This window comes from Rhodanobacter sp. LX-99 (assembly GCF_018599185.1).
Classification (GTDB): Bacteria; Pseudomonadota; Gammaproteobacteria; order Xanthomonadales; family Rhodanobacteraceae; genus Rhodanobacter.
Window position 1 is genome coordinate 564410 of the sequence record NZ_JAHFVL010000003.1, and the last position, 16102, is coordinate 580511.

Consider the following 16102-nt stretch of genomic DNA (forward strand, 5'->3'; position numbering starts at 1 on the left):
GTCATCGTCCAAGCAGTTGCTGCGCACGGGCATAATCGTCAGGGACACCAATATCTATAAAGTCGCGGGTGTCGTCCATGGCGGCCACGTCTCCTGCCAAAGCTCTGGGCAACAGAACTCGGCTCTCGAAGGAATAGGCGCTCTCATCACCGGGCAGGCCATCGACTGCCTCCGCAGTCAGGAAATAGCTTCCTGCATTGACAAGACCCGGGCCGTGGCCGCCTTTTTCACGGAAAGCAATGACTCGGTCGTCAGCAACATCAACGGCCCCGTAGCGGCCCACATCTTGGACTCTGGCTAGCGCGACGCCTAGTGTGGCCCCAGTTATACCAACTATGCGTTCAAGCGCGGCTGGGTCATAACGAAGAAACGTATCGCCATTGGCCAAATGCACGCCATTCCCTTGAAGCAGTGCGGCGGCAAGACGGATCGCTCCACCCGTGCCCAACGGTTCCGGCTCTTGTGAATACGCGATGTCCATGCCAGCCCAGCGCGCGCCGATCGTCTGTTCGATCTTCTCCGCCATATAGCCGGTAGCAAGGATCACCCGACGCAAACCGCCCGCCGCCAGCTGATCCAGCAAATGGGCAAGAAAGGGACGCCCGGCCACAGATGCCAGCGGCTTGGGCAAATCGGTGACTACGCTACGCAGGCGTGTTCCCAAGCCGCCTGCGAGGACGATGGCCTCTTTAGCCCTTGGCATCTGCAAACATCTCGTGCTCGATCAAGCCGCAGATCAGATGCCCGAGGAACTCATGGCCCTCTTGAATCTTCGGTGTCTCGCCCGAGGGCATGCGGAAGCAGACATCACACAAGTCGGCCATTGCGCCACCACCCCGTCCTGTAAAGCCGATCACGCCGATGCCGGCATCGCGCGCAGCCTTGATGGCGCGCACGATGTTCTTCGAATTGCCGGAGGTGGAGATGGCGAACAGCAGGTCACCGCCACGTCCCAGCGCCTCGATCTGACGCGCGAATATGTAGTCATAACCGTAGTCATTGCCGATAGCAGTGAGGATGCTGGTATCCGTGGTCAGTGCAATCGCTGCCAAACCCGGCCGGTCGAAATTGAACCGGCTGACCAGCTCCCCTGCCCAATGCTGGGCATCGGCCGCACTGCCACCGTTACCGGCAAACAACAATTTGTTGCCACGCTTGAGCGCTTCCACCGACAGGGCCACCACGCGCGATACCAACTCCCGCAGAGCCTCATCCACAGACATGGCGCGCAGCAGTTTGATCGATTTGTCGAATTGGGTATCGATATACCCGTTCAGATGATCCGCCATGAGGTGGCTCCTTGGTGCGTAAAATGAAAGTCCATGATGCTGCCACCTTGCTCCAGCAATGCGCGGGCCAGACGGATGCGCTGTTCGGGGCTGCACAGGAACATCATGAAGCCGCCGCCGCCGGCACCGGACACCTTGGCTGCACGCGCGCCGTTGGCGAAAGCAACCTTCTCGACCTGCTCGATCAGTGGATTGCTGATGCTGGTGGCGGTTTTCTTTTTTGCCACCCAGCCTGCCTGCAGAGTCGACTCCAGCCGGCGAAGGTCGCCCTTGAGGATACATTCCTTCATCTGGATGGCTTCATCCTTCAACTGATGCATGGCGTCGATGGAGGCCTGGTTCTTATTGCCTACATTGCGCGATTGCTGATCGATAATGTCGGCCGAGGCACGCGAAACACCGGTGAAGTACAACACCAGTGAACTCTCGAGTTCAGCCCAGACCCAATCCTTTATGCGCAACGGATTTACGATGACCCGATCGTCGGCGTAGAACTCCATGAAGTTGAAGCCGCCGAAGGTGGCCGCATATTGATCCTGCTTGCCGCCTGCCAAGCCCAAATCCTTGCGCTCGATGTCGTAGGCGAGCTGCGCCACCTCGTATTCGCCCAGAGGCAGCGAAAAATACTCGACGAATGCCTGCAGCAGGGCCACAACCATCGTCGAGGATGAGCCAAGCCCGGAACCTGGAGGAGCATCCGAGAATGTTTTCACGGTCAGCGATGGTTGTTCGCCGTGAAGAAAATCGCGCGACACGCGCGCATACACGCCTTTAAGCAATTGCAGAGGCCCACCGCCTGCGACGTTGTCGTCACAGGAATGCGTCTCCTCATGGCATACATCGAGCGCGTGAAAACAGGTATCCCGCCCGTTGCCTGGCATCACGATGGCATACGCATAACGGTCGATGGTGACGTTCATCACGCGGCCGCTGTAGACATCGCAGTAAGGCGATACATCAGTACCGCCGCCGGCGAGGCCTAGCCGCAAGGGTGCGCGCGCACGCACGATCATGGCGTACGCTCCCCGGCAGCTACCTGCCATGGAAGCTCCTGCGCGAACTCGTTCCACTGCGCCTCTTCCGTGAAATTGGCACGCACGAAAGCCTGCCCCGCGGCGGAGCTGCGGCGCCAGGCGGCATCGTCATCGAGCAGGAGCAGGACCCGCTTTGCAAAACCCTCAGCAGTATCCGCGGCAGCGAGGAAGCCGTCGGTCTGTTCGAGACCCTGAATCCCGGCCGACGTAGTCACGCACGGCACGCCGAAGCGCATGGCTTCGATCACTTTGCCTTTCATGCCTCCGCCAAAGCGTAATGGCGCGACGACAACACGCGCGTTCGCATAACGTGCCGCAAGCTCCTCATCGGTGACGAAACCCGTGACCGTAACGCCATCGCCATGCAATGCCTTGACCTCATCGGATGGATTGGATCCGACCAGATCAAGATGGATCTGCGGGCGGTGCCTCCGGATATGGGGAAGTACCTCACCGACAAACCACTCCGCAGCATCCACATTCGGTGGGTGGGCAAAACCGGCAACGAAGACAAGGTCGTGCCGATTGGCCAGATTCGCATCAGGGTGCTCGGGAAAGTCATCGAATGCATATGCTGCGATCGTGTGGGAATGAACCTTTGGTGCATTCTCATCCAACCATGTGCGTACGTGCTGCGTCTCGCTGACAGAAGGGTAGTAGACGGCGTCCACCCGCTTCCAGACCTCGTGCTCCAGCTTTCTCGTCCTGTCACACTCCGCTCGCAGCACCTTGTCTGCCGGCTGCATCCGCAACTGATCCTCGATGCGGAGGTAATGCACATCGTGACCGTAATAAAGCAGGAGGGCACTGCTGAACTTGCGCACCACATCGATGAAATTGACTGCAATATGGGGGCGACTCAACAGTACGACGTCGATATCCGCTGCATGCTGTTGCATCCACTGCTCGAAACCTTGGTGATATTCAGCACCGTAAACGACTTCGACACCATGCTGCTGCAACAACGGCGCGTAGGCCGGGTCGTTATACAGATTTTCGGGCCAGAACTTCACCGAAAAACCCCTGCGTACGAACATACGGATGAACTGCCACATCGTGCGCGAACCCGCATCACGATCCGGCTGGGGGACATAGTGGTCCACGATGAGGATGGTGTGCGTCGTACCCGTACGGCCACGCGCACGGAAGACGTTTTCGCCATTGGGAAAATGCTCACGCTTGAGCACTTCATGCCAACGTTCGTAGAAACGTCGCTGGTTCTCGACCTGATAAGCCTTGATGCCGGAGTTGACGTCGGTGCCGTGCGATACGCCCTCATGATGCACAACCACCGAACGCGGCTGGTAGTAGAGCTTCAATCCTGCTTGGCGCACCTTGAAGGCGAGATCCGAATCCTCGCAATACGCGGGCACATAGCGCTCATCGAAGCGGCCCAGCCGCTCGAACAGTTCGGCAGGGATAAGCAATGATGCGCCCGAGCAGTAATCCGTCTCACGTACATAGTTGTAGATACTGCGTGCGGGATCATCCAGACGCCCGTAATTCCAAGCACTGGCATCCTTCCACAGGATACCACCGGCTTCCTGGAGACGGCCGTCAGGATAAACCAGCTTGGAGCCAACCATGCCGCAATCTGGGAAACGCTCGAACAACTCCAACATGCTGTCCAGCCAACCCTCGGTGACCTCAGTGTCGTTGTTGAGAAAATACAGGTAGCGGCCCCGTGCCAGCCCAGCAGCACGGTTGCATGAGCGCAGGAAACCCAGATTTTCCGGATTGGACTCGAAACGCAGACCGGGTACGCCGGCCAGCGCATGGATGTCCGGATCACCCGAAGCATCCTCGGCGATCAGCACCTCGTAAGGTACCTGCGGCGGGTGCGCCGCGATCGAACGCAGGCATGCGATCGTGATGGCCAGATTGCCGTAGGTTGGAATGATGATGGTGACATGCGGTTCGTTGTAGAACGGGAACGCCAGTTCGGCCACACTTTGCCGCAGCGATGCAGGCGATTCTGCGGGCTCGCCCAGAACCACGGCTGGCAGTTTGGTCATCGGAACCGCCATCGACCGTACCGACTGGCCGGCCATGTGCGCATATCTCTCCCGGATTGCACCTCGAAGTACGCGCCAATCTCCGCGCAGCAATCGGCCCGTCGCTCGCAACGGTCGTGTCAGCTTCCACGAACGTGAGCTCAGTATCAATTCATAGTCGCGACGTAGCGTCGCAAGTTCTCCGGTCAGCAGTTCCGCGCGCGCCTTCAGTCGCGACTGATCGTCCTGCAACGAAGCGACAAAAGTGTTGCGGTCGGCCAGTTCACCATTAAGCGAATGCACCAACCGATTCGCCTCTTCATGCTTGTCAGCCAATGCGCCATGGCTCGATTGCAGGGCGGTGAGCTCCGCGTTCAGCGATTTTGCCCAAGTCACAGTACCATCGTGTTCCGCGACCAGTTGGCCGTATCGCTCGCGCTCCTGCGCCAGTTCCGCGTCCAGCGATTTCGCCCATGCAGCAACCGCCTCATGCTCTTCCACCAACTGTCCGTGTACTACCCGCAACTCGTTCATCTCAGCATCGAGTTCACTGGCCCACCTCGCCACTTCACGATGATGGGTGTAAAGATCCTCGGCTTCGGAAAACAGAACGGATGGACGCAGCTTTGTCCGTAGCTCGGTGTTCAACGCGCCGGCGACGGCGATGAAATAGACGGGATCGGCCAGCGACGCCGCACGCTCGAGAACTTCGGACCCGGTATCCGTCAGTGCATCAACTGTCTGCACCGTGGCCATGCCTTGCAGCGTGAAGATGGACGAGCCGACGGCAAGTCGTTGGCCGAAATAGCTGACGTCATCGAACTGTTCCTTGAGCACCGCGTCGAACTCTGCAAAGTCCAACTCCTTGACGTGGAATTCGTTGTGATGCCCGGCAAGTTCCGAATAGACGACGCGATTCGGCGAGGAAATGACCAACAACCCATCAGGCCGCAGCACGCGGCGGATCTCGCTGAGCATTTCCTTGTGGCGGTCATGATGCTCAATGGTTTCAAACGAGACAACTACATCGACGCTGTCGTCGCCCAGGGGAATTTCCGCAGCATTACCCTGCATGAATTCCAGGCTGTGGATGCCCTTGTAGATCGCACTGGCATGCGCGACAGCGTCGCCAGCGATGTCCACCCCCCTCACCGAGCGGGCACGGCGCGCAAGCATCGCACTGCCATAACCCTCGCCACAGGCAATATCGAGAACATCCTTGCCTTCGACCAGGCGCGTGCACCACGCATAACGGTGCAGGTGTTCGTGCCGAATCTCTCCCGCCTCGGTGGGCACGTAGCGCTCGCCGGTAAATTCCATTAGCTATGCCCTACTTGCTCAATCTCGATGGCATGCATCGGGATACCAACCAGTCCATGCCGCATGGTGCTCTCGCTGGCCTTGAAGGTAAACGCGTCATGGATCCAGTGCTGCTGGGTGTGGTTCTCCTGGGTTCCATTGGCAAGTGCTACGTCCACCGAATAATCACCACTGGGCAGCACCGGCATACGGAATCGGAAATGTGCGCGCAGGCGGGTACCTGCTCGTGCCTGAACTGGCTGTTCCCGATAGCTGAGGTAGGTGTTGTCGCCGAACAACCGCTGCCCTAACCGATCCTTGACGTAAAACCCAAAGATCGGTGCATCCAGAGATTTGGACACCTCGGCCTCGATCATCAGGTCGGCAAGCTCGCCACCAGCCGTCAGCCGATGTACCTCGCCGTTACCATTCAACAATTTCACATCGCTGATATGTGCGGCACCCGTACCGAATTCGTTATCGATTCGCGTCGGGTCGAACTCGAATATCTCGACAAGATTCCGCGTAGCCTCGCCATTCAACATGCCCTTGCGCGGATCAACCACGTCCACCGGCAGGGTGGCGGCTCCCGTGTACACTTCGGCGGCAACCGCATTCGTTGCCGAAATGGGAGCCCGCACCATCACCGATTCGCCAAGCGAGGCACGGTCGGCCGCATGCTGCTCAGCCAGGTACCGCTCCACGACATCGCGTGCGGAGCCGTCCATCACCATTCGTCCCGAATCCAGCCAGATGGCCCGACTGCACAAACTAGTGACCGCCCCAGTGTCATGACTCACGAACAATAGCGTGCCACGCTTCTGGAATTCACGCAGGTAGCGCATGCATTTCTGAGTGAAACGCACATCGCCAACGCTCAACGCCTCGTCAATCACCAGGGTATCGGCATCGACATGGGCCGCAATCGCGAACGCCAATCGTACGTACATGCCGCTCGAATACGTCTTGACCGGTTGGTTGATGAAGTCCCCGATATCGGCGAATTCCACGATCGACGGGTAGCGCTTGCGCAACTCGCCTTCCGGAATGCCGTAAAGCAGGCCGCTCAGGTAGACGTTTTCCTTGCCGGTGAATTCCGGATTGAAGCCCGCCCCCAGCTCGAGCAAGGCAGCAATTCGCCCGGGTACATCCACCGTACCTTCGGTCGGATGAAGTGTCCCGCATACCATCTGCAGCAGGGTCGACTTGCCCGAACCGTTGCGCCCGATGATGCCCATGGTTTCGCCGCGCCGGACATTGAACGACACACCACGCAGCGCCCAGAACTCCTTGAAGTAGGCAAGCCCACCCCTTCCAATCGCGCGCCCAAAGCGCGGCAGAACCATCTGCTTGAGGCGATCTGCGGGTTGCGCATAGATCTCGTAGCGTTTCCCGAGTCCTTCGACGCAAATGCTGAAATCGTCAGAGGACATCGGCGAACCCTTTCCTGCTCCGCTCGAACCATGCAAAGGCAAGCCACGCAAACAGGCACGACAGCACGGTATAGAGGCCCAGATGAGTCCACGACGGCGGTTTTCCCCAGATGAGGACATTCTGGGAAGACTCCACGATGACCGTCAGCGGATTCAAGTACATCCAGGCGCGATACGACTCGGGGATGAACTCCTTGGGATACAGGATCGGCGCAAGAAACATGAGCGCTGTGGTGATAATGCCGGTGGCCTGCTTGAGGTCACGCAGAAAAACGCCGAGGGAGGCCAGCAGCCAAATGGTACCGGCCACGAATGGCAAAAAGCATGCGACCACTACCGGAAAAAGGAAAATTGTCCATGGCAAGGAGCCCTTCACGAACAACGAGATGATCAGCAGGACAACCGTCGAAACCAGCAGGTGAAACAGAGCCGAACCCAACGCACTCCACGATAATATTTCCAGCGGAAACACGACTTTCTTGACGAAATTCGTGTTTTCCACAATCAACGTTGGCGCCCGATTGGCGCATTCCGCGAACATCGAGTTGATGTTCAATCCCGCGAACAGGATGATCGCGAACTCGAAGTGGCCCGTTACCTGGGCATTCCAGCGCGAATTGAAGATGACCCCGAATACGAACGTGTAGATCATCAACATCAGCAACGGGTTGAAGAATGACCAGAGCAGTCCAATGAACGATCCGCGATAACGGCCTACGACATCGCGTCGGGCCATTTGTACAACCAACGCGAAGTGACGACACAGCGCCCGGTATGGAGAAAGGGGGTCTATGAGGCGATAGGCTGAGATCATGACTTCGGATAAACCTTGCTCGCAACCATGCGATCGACAATCCTGAGGATAAGTGGCACACCGCTGCGCGTATCACTTCGCATGCGAGGTGATGAGGACCTAGCGGCGACTCGAGCGTTCAACTCAATGCACGCTCCAGTTCGTCGCGCAGATCTCTTATGTCCTCCACCCCCACCGACAACCGTACCAGCCCGTCGCTGATCCCAAGCCGCTTGCGGTTGGCCGCAGGCACTGAGGCGTGGGTCATGATCGCCGGGTGCTCGATCAGGCTCTCCACCCCGCCGAGCGACTCGGCCAGCGCAAACAGTTTGCAGCGTTCCAGCATGCGCCGGGCCTTCTTCAGGCCGCCCTTCACCTCGATCGTGACGATGCCGCCGAAGCCATCCATCTGGCGTCTGGCCAGCGCGTGTTGCGGGTGGCTCTTCAGTCCCGGGTAGATCACGCGATCGACGGCCGGGTGCTTGTCCAGCCACCTGGCCAGCTCCAGCGCGCTCTCGCAGTGCGCCTTCATGCGCAAATGCAGGGTCTTCAGGCCGCGCATGGCGAGGAAAGCGTCGAACGGACCGGCCACCGCGCCCACCGAGTTCTGCAGGAAGCCCATCGGCCCGGCCAGTTCCTGGTTGCCGGCGACCACGATGCCGCCGACCATGTCGGAATGGCCGTTGATGTACTTGGTGGCCGAATGCAGCACCAGGTCGGCGCCATATTCCAGCGGCCGCTGCACCATCGGCGAGCAGAATGTGTTGTCGACCACCAGGATCAGGCCGTGCTTCTTCGCGAACGCGGCGACCTTGGCCAGGTCGACCAGCTTCAGCATCGGGTTGGTCGGCGTCTCCGCCCAGATCATCCGCGTGTTCGGCTTCAGCGCCGCCTTCAGCGCGGCACCATCGTTCAGGTCGATGAAGCTGAAATCCAGTCCGGCCGAGCGCCGGCGCACCTTCTCGAACAGGCGGTAGGTGCCGCCGTAGAGATCGTCCATCGCGATCACGTGGCTGCCCGAATCCAACAGGTCCAGCACGGTCGCCGCCGCGGCCAGGCCGGAGGCGAACGCGAAGCCGGCCACGCCGCCTTCCAGGTCCGTCACGCAGCGTTCGTAGGCCATCCGCGTCGGGTTCTGCGTGCGCGAGTACTCGTAACCCTTGTGCTTGCCCGGGCTCTCCTGCACGTAGGTCGAGGTGGCGTAGATCGGCGTCATGATGGCGCCGGTGCTGGGATCGGGATGCTGGCCGGCATGGATGGCGCGGGTGCCCATTCCCTGTTCACTGCGTTGCTTGCCGCTTTTCATCGCTCTGTTTCTCCCAGCCCGCCGGACGGGCCACCTGGATGAGGATCAAGCGGACAATTCTAGCCGCTAAGGGGCGACAGCCGGGCAAACGGATGAAGATAACGTTCATCTGGAAGTGAGCAAACTGTTGGTTTTTCGGCACTTCACCCGCTGCGGCACCCTTGCCAAGTATGAGCAGTGCTTGGTCATCGCGGCCAGAACCGGCATCATTTGCCGTCCGCTGGGCGTTGAAACTCCCCGGCAGACCCATTTAGTTGAATTAGGGACGTATCGATGAACGAATCATCCGCATGGAACAAGACCCTGCTGGTCACTGGCGGAGCCGGCTTCATCGGCGCCAATTTCGTGCTGCAGGCGGTGGCTGACGGCCTGCGCGTGATCAACCTGGACAAGCTCACCTACGCCGGCAACCCGGACACGCTGGCGTCGCTGCAGGGCAACGAGCGGCATGTGTTCGTGCACGGCGACATCGGCGACCGCGCGCTGGTGGCGCGGCTGCTGACCGAGCACCGGCCCGCTGCCGTCGTCAATTTCGCCGCCGAGTCGCACGTGGACCGCTCGATCGACGGCCCGGCCGAATTCGTGCAGACCAACGTGGTCGGCACGCTGGGCCTGCTGGAATGCGCCCGCGACTACTGGCGCAGCCTCGAAGGCGCCGCCCGCGAGGCGTTCCGCTTCCTGCACGTGTCCACCGACGAGGTGTACGGCTCGCTGGGCGAGAGCGGCAAGTTCACCGAGTCCACGCCGTACGCGCCGAACTCGCCGTACTCTGCCTCGAAGGCCGCCTCCGACCACCTGGTGCGTGCGTTCCACCACACCTACGGCCTGCCGGTACTGACCACCAACTGCTCGAACAACTACGGGCCGTACCAGTTCCCGGAAAAACTCATCCCGCTGGTGATCCAGAAGGCGCTGGCCGGCGAAGCGCTGCCGGTCTACGGCGACGGAAAAAACATCCGCGACTGGCTGTTCGTGGGCGACCACTGCAGCGCGATCCGCCGCGTGCTGGATGCCGGCCGGGTGGGCGAAACCTACAACGTGGGCGGCAACGCCGAGCGCGAGAACATCGCCGTGGTGAAGACCATCTGCGCCCTGCTCGACGCACGCCGGCCGCTGGCCGACGGTCGCGCGCGCGAGTCGCTGATCACCTACGTCAAGGACCGCCCCGGCCACGACCGCCGCTACGCGATCGACTCCAGCAAGCTGCAGGCCGAACTGGGCTGGAAGCCGTCGCAGACCTTCGAAACCGGCATCGCGCAGACGGTGGACTGGTACCTGGCGCAGCAGCCGTGGGTGCAGCGCGTGCTCGACGGCAGCTACCGCATGGAGCGACTCGGCTCATGAAAGCCGAAAACAGAAAGGACGGGCTCATGAGCAGCACGCAGAAAGGCATCATCCTCGCCGGCGGTTCCGGCACCCGGCTGCACCCGATCACCCGCGCAGTCAGCAAGCAGCTGCTGCCGGTGTACGACAAGCCGATGATCTACTACCCGCTGGCCACGCTGATGCTGGCCGGCATCCGCGAGGTGCTGGTGATCAATACCCCGCATGAGCAGGACATGTTCCAGCGCCTGCTCGGCGACGGCTCGCAGTGGGGCATCGACATCCGCTACGCGGTGCAGCCCTCGCCCGACGGGCTGGCGCAGGCGTTCACCATCGGCCGCGACTTCGTCGACGGCCAGCCCAGCTGCCTGGTGCTGGGCGACAATATTTTCTACGGCCACGGCTTCACCGAGCGCCTCAAGCGCGCCGCCGCGCGTGAGCACGGCGCCACCGTGTTCGGCTACTGGGTGAGAGACCCCGAGCGCTACGGTGTGGCCGAATTCGACGCCGCCGGCAAGGTGATCGGGCTGGAAGAAAAGCCGGCCCAACCGAAGTCGAACTACGCGGTCACCGGCCTGTACTTCTACGATGGCCGCGTGTGCGACTACGCCGCCTCGCTGAAGCCCTCGGCCCGCGGCGAGCTGGAGATCACCGATCTCAACCGCTGCTACCTCGACGACAACTCGCTGCACCTGGAACAGCTAGGCCGCGGCTTCGCCTGGCTCGACACCGGCACCCACGAGTCGCTGATGGAGGCGGGCAACTACATCGAGACGATCGAGAACCGGCAAGGCCTCAAGGTGTGCTGCCCGGAAGAAATCGCCTACGTCAACGGCTGGATCGACACCGGGCAATTGCTGGCGCTGGCCGCCCCACTGGCCAAGACCGGCTACGGCCAATACCTGCAACAGCTGACCCGGCATGGCCACGTGCGATGAAAGTGATCGAAACCACGCTGCCCGGCGCCCTGATCCTCGAACCGCAAGTGTTCGGCGACGCCCGCGGCTTCTTCTACGAGAGCTACAACAAGGCCAAATGGATCGAGGCCGGCATCGACGTCAACTTCGTGCAGTCCAATGTCTCGCGCTCGGCCCGCGGCGTGCTGCGCGGCCTGCACTACCAGTGGCCGAACCCGCAGGGCAAGCTGGTCAGCGTGCTCGAAGGCGAGGTCTACGACGTGGCGGTGGACATCCGTCGCGGCTCGCCCACGTTCGGGCAGTCGGTAGGCGTGATGCTGACTGCCGACAACCATCGCCACTTCTGGGTGCCGGAAGGTTTCGCACACGGTTTCTGCGTGCTGTCGGAGTTTGCCACCTTCACCTACCAGTGCACCGCGCTGTACGACCCGAAAGCCGACGCCGGCATCCGCTGGAACGATGCCGCGCTCGGCATCGACTGGCCGCTGAGCGAGCCGCTGCTGTCGGACAAGGACGGCAGGACGCCGCTGCTCGAGGACGTTCCGCCCGAGCGGCTGCCGATGTACGAAGCCTAGGCTTTTTTTGCTCGTCATCCCTGCGCAGGCAGGGATCCAGCGACTGCCGTCCGGCCATGCCAGGACACTGGGTGACCAGCCCTTCGGCTGTTGAAAAGCCCCTCCGCTTGCGCGGGGATGACGATGATGGTGGAGGTGGACATGAAGACCCTATTGCTCGGCGCCAACGGCCAGCTCGGTCGCACGTTTCTTGAGCACGGCGGCCTCGCCACCCGCGGCGAACTGACCGTCGCCACCCGCGACGGCGCACTCACGCACGGCGGCCATGGCGAGACCGCCGACCTGTCGATCCCCGAATCGCTGCCCGCCCTGCTCGACCGCGTGCGGCCGGACGTGATCGTCAACGCCGCCGCGTACACCGCGGTCGACCGCGCCGAGCAGGAAGAAACGCTGGCCACCCGCGTCAACGGCGAGGCGGTCGGCGTACTCGGCCGCTGGGCGGCGGCGCACGGCGCGCTGCTGATCCACTACTCGACCGACTACGTGTTCGACGGCAGTCAGTCGCAGCCGTACGCGGTCGACGCGCCGACCGGCCCCCTCGGCGCCTACGGCCGCAGCAAGCTGGCCGGCGAGCAGGCGCTGCGCGGCAGCGGCGCCGACCACCTGACGTTGCGCACCGCCTGGGTCTACGCCGCGCACGGCCACAACTTCCTGCGCACCATGCTGCGCCTGGGCGCCGAGCGCGACGAGCTGCGGGTGGTGTCCGACCAGCACGGCGCGCCCACCGACACCGGGCTGATCGTGGACGGCACCCTCGCCGCCCTCGACCGCTGGCTGCGGTCCGACAGCGCGCAGCGCCGCGAACTGGCCGGCACGCATCACCTGGTCGCCAGCGGCGCCACCAGCTGGCATGGCTTCGCCAGCGCGATCTTCGAACAGGCCGCGGCACTGGGCGTGCTTGCCCGGCCGCCGCGAGTGGTTCCGATCAGCAGTGCCGAATTCCCCACGCCGGCCGTGCGCCCCGCCTGGTCGTTGCTGGATAATGGCGGCTTCCGGCAGCATTTCGATTTTCCGCTGCCCGACTGGCAGCACGGCCTGCACGACGTGATGCGCCGGCTTGCCGCATCCGGGCACTGAACAAGGACCCAGCCATGTTGATCCCTCTCATCCTCAGTGGCGGCAGCGGCACCCGGCTGTGGCCGGTATCGCGCAAGAACCTGCCCAAGCAGTTCCTGGCACTGGCCGGCAAGGGCACGCTGTTCCAGCAGACCGTCGCGCGCGCCCGGCAGCTGCCGCACGTCGCCGCGCCGATCGTGGTGGCCAGCGAAGACCACCGTTTTCTCGCCGCCGACCAGTTGCTGGAAGCGGGCATCGAAGACGCCTCCATCGTGCTGGAGCCGCTGGCGCGCAATACCGCGCCGGCGATCGCGCTGGGCGCACTGCAGGCGCTGCAGCGCGACGCCGACGCCGTGCTGCTGGTGCTGCCGGCCGATCACCTGATCGGCGATACCGCCGCCTTCGTCGAAGCGGTACGGCAGGCGCTGCCGCTGGCCGCGCAGGGCTGGCTGGTGACGTTCGGCATCCGCCCGGATCGCCCGGAGACCGGCTTCGGCTACATCCGCCGCGCCGAGGCGATCGACGGCCACGGTTTTCGCGTGGAGCAGTTCGTCGAGAAGCCCGACCTGGCCACCGCCGAGTCGTACCTCGCCGACGGCGGCTACGACTGGAACTCCGGCATGTTCCTGTTCAAGGCTTCGCGCTACCTGGAGGAGCTGGCCGCGCACGCGCCGGCGATGCTTGCCGCCGTGCGCGAGGCGCACGCGAAGGCCTCGACCGACCTCGACTTCGTGCGCATCGACCACGACGCGTTCGCGCTGGTGCCGGACAAGTCGATCGACTACGCGGTGATGGAAAAGACCCAGCGCGCCGCGGTGATCCCGGTCAGCTGCGCGTGGAGCGACATCGGCTCGTGGTCGGCGCTGTGGCTGACCGGCGACAAGGACGCCGACGGCAACCTGTGCGAAGGCGACACCATGCCGGTGGACACGCGCAACTCGCTGCTGCGCTCGCACGATCGCCACCTGCTCGCCACCGTCGGCGTCGACGACCTGATCGTGGTGACCACGCCGGACGCAACCCTGGTGGCGCACCGCGACGCCGCGCAGGACGTGAAGAAGATCGTCGAGCGGCTGAAGGCCGCCGGCCGCAGCGAGCATTCGCTGCACCGCGTGGTGTACCGGCCGTGGGGCAGCTACGACTCGCTGGAGGAAGGCGAGCGCTTTCAGGTCAAGCGCATCGTGGTCAAGCCCGGTGCCAGCCTGAGCCTGCAGAAGCACCACCACCGCGCGGAACACTGGGTCGTGGTTTCCGGCACCGCCGAGGTCACCTGCGACGACAAGGTGTTCCTGCTCAGCGAGAACCAGAGCACCTACATCCCGCTCGGCAGCAGGCACCGACTGCGCAACCCCGGCAAACTGCCACTGGAACTGATCGAGGTGCAGTCCGGCAGCTACCTGGGCGAAGACGACATCGTGCGCTACGACGACGTCTACGGCCGCGCCTGATCGCGGAAAACCCTATTCCACCGTCACCGACTTGGCCAGGTTGCGCGGCTGGTCGACGTCGGTGCCGCGCAGCACGGCGACGTGGTAGGCGAGCAGTTGCAGCGGCACGGTGAACACAGCGGGGGCGATGAAGCTGCCGCCGGATTCCACCCGCAGCATGACGCCGTGGTCGGCCATGTCGCCCATGCCGGCGGCGCCGTCGGCAAACACGATCAGGCGGCCGCCGCGGGCGCGCACTTCCTGCAAGTTGGATTTCAGCTTGTCCAGCAGCGGGCCGTTCGGCGCCACCGCGACCACCGGCATCTTCTCGTCGACCAGGGCCAGCGGGCCGTGCTTGAGTTCGCCGGCCGGGTACGCCTCGGCGTGGATGTAGGAGATTTCCTTGAGCTTCAGCGCGCCTTCCAGCGCCACCGGGTACTGCGCGCCGCGGCCGAGGAACAGCGCATGCTGGCGCTGGATGAACTCGCCGGCCAGCTCGATGATCGCCGGCTCCAGCTGCAGCGCGTCTTCGATCGCGCGCGGCAGGTGCTGCAGCTCGGCGCACAGGGCGATGTAACGGTCGGGGTCGAGGCCGTGGCGGCGGGCCAGTTCCAGCGAAAGCAGGGCGAGCCCGGCCAGCTGGGTGGTGAACGCCTTGGTCGAGGCCACGCCGATTTCCGGGCCGGCGCGGGTCATCAGCTTCAGGTCCGCCTCGCGCACCAGCGAGGACTCGGGCGAATTGCAGATCACCAGGGTGCCGAGGTAGCCGCGGCGGCGCGATTCGCGCAGCGCGGCCAGGGTGTCGGCGGTTTCGCCGGACTGCGAGATCGCCACGAACAGCGTGCCTTCGGGCACCACCGTCTCGCGGTAGCGGTATTCGCTGGCCACTTCCACGCTGACCGGCAGGCGGGCGAATTCCTCGATCCAGTATTTCGCGACCAGGCCGGCGTGGTAGCTGGTGCCGCAGGCGATGATGTGCAGGCCGCGGGTGGCCTGCAGCAGCGCGTCGCTGTCGACGCCGAAGGTGTTCGGCAGCACGCCGTGCGGGCCCAGGCGCGCCTCCAGCGTGCTGGCCACCGCGTGCGGCTGCTCGAAGATTTCCTTCTGCATGTAGTGGCGGTACTCGCCGCGCTCGACCGCGTCGGTGGACAGCTCGCTCTCGTGCACGGCGCGCGCGGCCGGCGCGCCGTCGAGGCCGCACACCTGCACGCTGTCGCGGGTGATCTCGACCACGTCGCCTTCGTCGAGGTACAGCATCCGATGGGTGACCTGGATCAGCGCCTGCGCATCGGAACCGAGGAAGTTCTCGCCGATGCCGAGGCCGACCAGCAGCGGTGCGCCGCGGCGCGCGCCGACCACGCGGCCGGGTGCGTCGCGGCTGAGCACCGCGATCGCATAGGCGCCTTCCAGTTCGCGCACGGTGGCCAGCACCGCCTCGCGCAGGTCCAGGCCCTGGTCGAGGTGGCGGTCGATCAGCGCGGCCATCACCTCGGTGTCGGTGTCGGAGGTGAACACGTGGCCGCCCGCCTGCAGCTCGGCGCGCAGGCGGGCGTGGTTCTCGATGATGCCGTTGTGCACGATGGCCACGCGGCCGGCGATGTGCGGGTGCGCGTTCGCCTCGTTCGGCACGCCGTGCGTGGCCCAGCGGGTATGCGC

General features: G+C 63.2%; 14 protein-coding genes. 5 read left to right on the top strand and 9 right to left on the bottom strand.

Annotation, left to right across the window (positions count from 1 at the left end; translation table 11 throughout):
* Position 1: 1 nt before the first annotated feature.
* The 8 genes from KK131_RS16590 to KK131_RS16625 form a co-directional block, all read right to left on the bottom strand.
* Positions 2-703, bottom strand: a complete 702-nt coding sequence (locus tag KK131_RS16590; RefSeq protein WP_214557818.1) for a sugar phosphate nucleotidyltransferase — start codon at positions 701-703, stop codon at positions 2-4.
* Complete coding sequence (locus tag KK131_RS16595; protein WP_214557819.1) at positions 690-1289, bottom strand: D-sedoheptulose 7-phosphate isomerase; 600 nt, start codon at positions 1287-1289, stop codon at positions 690-692. Before KK131_RS16595 ends, KK131_RS16590 begins: the two co-directional genes overlap by 14 nt.
* Positions 1274-2302, bottom strand: coding sequence for a dehydrogenase (locus KK131_RS16600; RefSeq protein ID WP_214557820.1), 1029 nt, complete (start codon positions 2300-2302; stop codon positions 1274-1276). Before KK131_RS16600 ends, KK131_RS16595 begins: the two co-directional genes overlap by 16 nt.
* Positions 2299-5637 (bottom strand): glycosyltransferase, encoded by a 3339-nt coding sequence (locus KK131_RS16605; protein ID WP_214557821.1) that lies wholly within the window; start codon positions 5635-5637, stop codon positions 2299-2301. The genes KK131_RS16600 and KK131_RS16605 overlap by 4 nt, the downstream gene beginning before the upstream one ends.
* On the bottom strand, positions 5637-7049 hold the full coding sequence (locus tag KK131_RS16610; protein ID WP_214557822.1) for an ABC transporter ATP-binding protein: 1413 nt from the start codon (positions 7047-7049) through the stop codon (positions 5637-5639). Before KK131_RS16610 ends, KK131_RS16605 begins: the two co-directional genes overlap by 1 nt.
* Positions 7039-7785, bottom strand: coding sequence for an ABC transporter permease (locus KK131_RS16615; RefSeq protein ID WP_214557823.1), 747 nt, complete (start codon positions 7783-7785; stop codon positions 7039-7041). Before KK131_RS16615 ends, KK131_RS16610 begins: the two co-directional genes overlap by 11 nt.
* Before the next feature lie 196 nt (positions 7786-7981).
* The gene (locus KK131_RS16620; RefSeq protein ID WP_214557824.1) at positions 7982-9148 is read right to left on the bottom strand and encodes a PLP-dependent aspartate aminotransferase family protein; all 1167 of its coding nucleotides are present in this window, start codon (positions 9146-9148) and stop codon (positions 7982-7984) included.
* The gene (locus tag KK131_RS16625) at positions 9123-9398 is read right to left on the bottom strand and encodes a hypothetical protein (RefSeq protein WP_214557825.1); all 276 of its coding nucleotides are present in this window, start codon (positions 9396-9398) and stop codon (positions 9123-9125) included. The genes KK131_RS16620 and KK131_RS16625 overlap by 26 nt, the downstream gene beginning before the upstream one ends.
* A 23-nt stretch (positions 9399-9421) precedes the next feature.
* Here KK131_RS16625 and rfbB point away from each other — a divergent pair, with 23 nt between their 5' ends.
* The 5 genes from rfbB to KK131_RS16650 all read left to right on the top strand — a co-directional run bounded on the left by rfbB (position 9422) and on the right by KK131_RS16650 (position 14467).
* Positions 9422-10492, top strand: coding sequence for a dTDP-glucose 4,6-dehydratase (gene rfbB / locus KK131_RS16630; RefSeq protein WP_214557826.1), 1071 nt, complete (start codon positions 9422-9424; stop codon positions 10490-10492).
* Between the two features lie 26 nt (positions 10493-10518).
* Positions 10519-11409 (top strand): glucose-1-phosphate thymidylyltransferase RfbA, encoded by an 891-nt coding sequence (gene rfbA / locus KK131_RS16635; RefSeq protein WP_214557827.1) that lies wholly within the window; start codon positions 10519-10521, stop codon positions 11407-11409.
* Positions 11406-11963 carry a dTDP-4-dehydrorhamnose 3,5-epimerase gene (rfbC, locus tag KK131_RS16640; protein WP_214557828.1) on the top strand — a complete coding sequence of 186 codons (558 nt, stop codon included), beginning with the start codon at positions 11406-11408 and terminating at the stop codon, positions 11961-11963. The genes rfbA and rfbC overlap by 4 nt, the downstream gene beginning before the upstream one ends.
* A gap of 141 nt (positions 11964-12104) precedes the next feature.
* Complete coding sequence (gene rfbD, locus KK131_RS16645; protein ID WP_214557829.1) at positions 12105-13040, top strand: dTDP-4-dehydrorhamnose reductase; 936 nt, start codon at positions 12105-12107, stop codon at positions 13038-13040.
* Positions 13041-13054: 14 nt separating this feature from the next.
* The gene (locus KK131_RS16650) at positions 13055-14467 is read left to right on the top strand and encodes a mannose-1-phosphate guanylyltransferase/mannose-6-phosphate isomerase (protein WP_214557830.1); all 1413 of its coding nucleotides are present in this window, start codon (positions 13055-13057) and stop codon (positions 14465-14467) included.
* Between the two features lie 12 nt (positions 14468-14479).
* Here the strand turns inward: KK131_RS16650 and glmS are convergent.
* A partial coding sequence (gene glmS, locus KK131_RS16655) for a glutamine--fructose-6-phosphate transaminase (isomerizing) (protein WP_214557831.1) occupies positions 14480-16102 on the bottom strand: 1623 nt, incomplete at its 5' end.

What these genes read in the sequence shown, in the direction of transcription:
- KK131_RS16620 (WP_214557824.1), bottom strand. Translation starts at nt 9,148, where the DNA reads ATGAAAAGCGGCAAGCAACGCAGTGAACAGGGAATGGGCACCCGCGCC.
- KK131_RS16625 (WP_214557825.1), bottom strand. Translation starts at nt 9,398, where the DNA reads ATGGGTCTGCCGGGGAGTTTCAACGCCCAGCGGACGGCAAATGATGCC.
- KK131_RS16605 (WP_214557821.1), bottom strand. Translation starts at nt 5,637, where the DNA reads ATGGAATTTACCGGCGAGCGCTACGTGCCCACCGAGGCGGGAGAGATT.
- rfbC (WP_214557828.1), top strand. Translation starts at nt 11,406, where the DNA reads ATGAAAGTGATCGAAACCACGCTGCCCGGCGCCCTGATCCTCGAACCG.
- KK131_RS16615 (WP_214557823.1), bottom strand. Translation starts at nt 7,785, where the DNA reads ATGGCCCGACGCGATGTCGTAGGCCGTTATCGCGGATCGTTCATTGGA.
- rfbD (WP_214557829.1), top strand. Translation starts at nt 12,105, where the DNA reads ATGAAGACCCTATTGCTCGGCGCCAACGGCCAGCTCGGTCGCACGTTT.
- KK131_RS16590 (WP_214557818.1), bottom strand. Translation starts at nt 703, where the DNA reads ATGCCAAGGGCTAAAGAGGCCATCGTCCTCGCAGGCGGCTTGGGAACA.
- KK131_RS16600 (WP_214557820.1), bottom strand. Translation starts at nt 2,302, where the DNA reads ATGATCGTGCGTGCGCGCGCACCCTTGCGGCTAGGCCTCGCCGGCGGC.
- rfbB (WP_214557826.1), top strand. Translation starts at nt 9,422, where the DNA reads ATGAACGAATCATCCGCATGGAACAAGACCCTGCTGGTCACTGGCGGA.
- KK131_RS16595 (WP_214557819.1), bottom strand. Translation starts at nt 1,289, where the DNA reads ATGGCGGATCATCTGAACGGGTATATCGATACCCAATTCGACAAATCG.
- KK131_RS16650 (WP_214557830.1), top strand. Translation starts at nt 13,055, where the DNA reads ATGTTGATCCCTCTCATCCTCAGTGGCGGCAGCGGCACCCGGCTGTGG.
- rfbA (WP_214557827.1), top strand. Translation starts at nt 10,519, where the DNA reads ATGAGCAGCACGCAGAAAGGCATCATCCTCGCCGGCGGTTCCGGCACC.
- KK131_RS16610 (WP_214557822.1), bottom strand. Translation starts at nt 7,049, where the DNA reads ATGTCCTCTGACGATTTCAGCATTTGCGTCGAAGGACTCGGGAAACGC.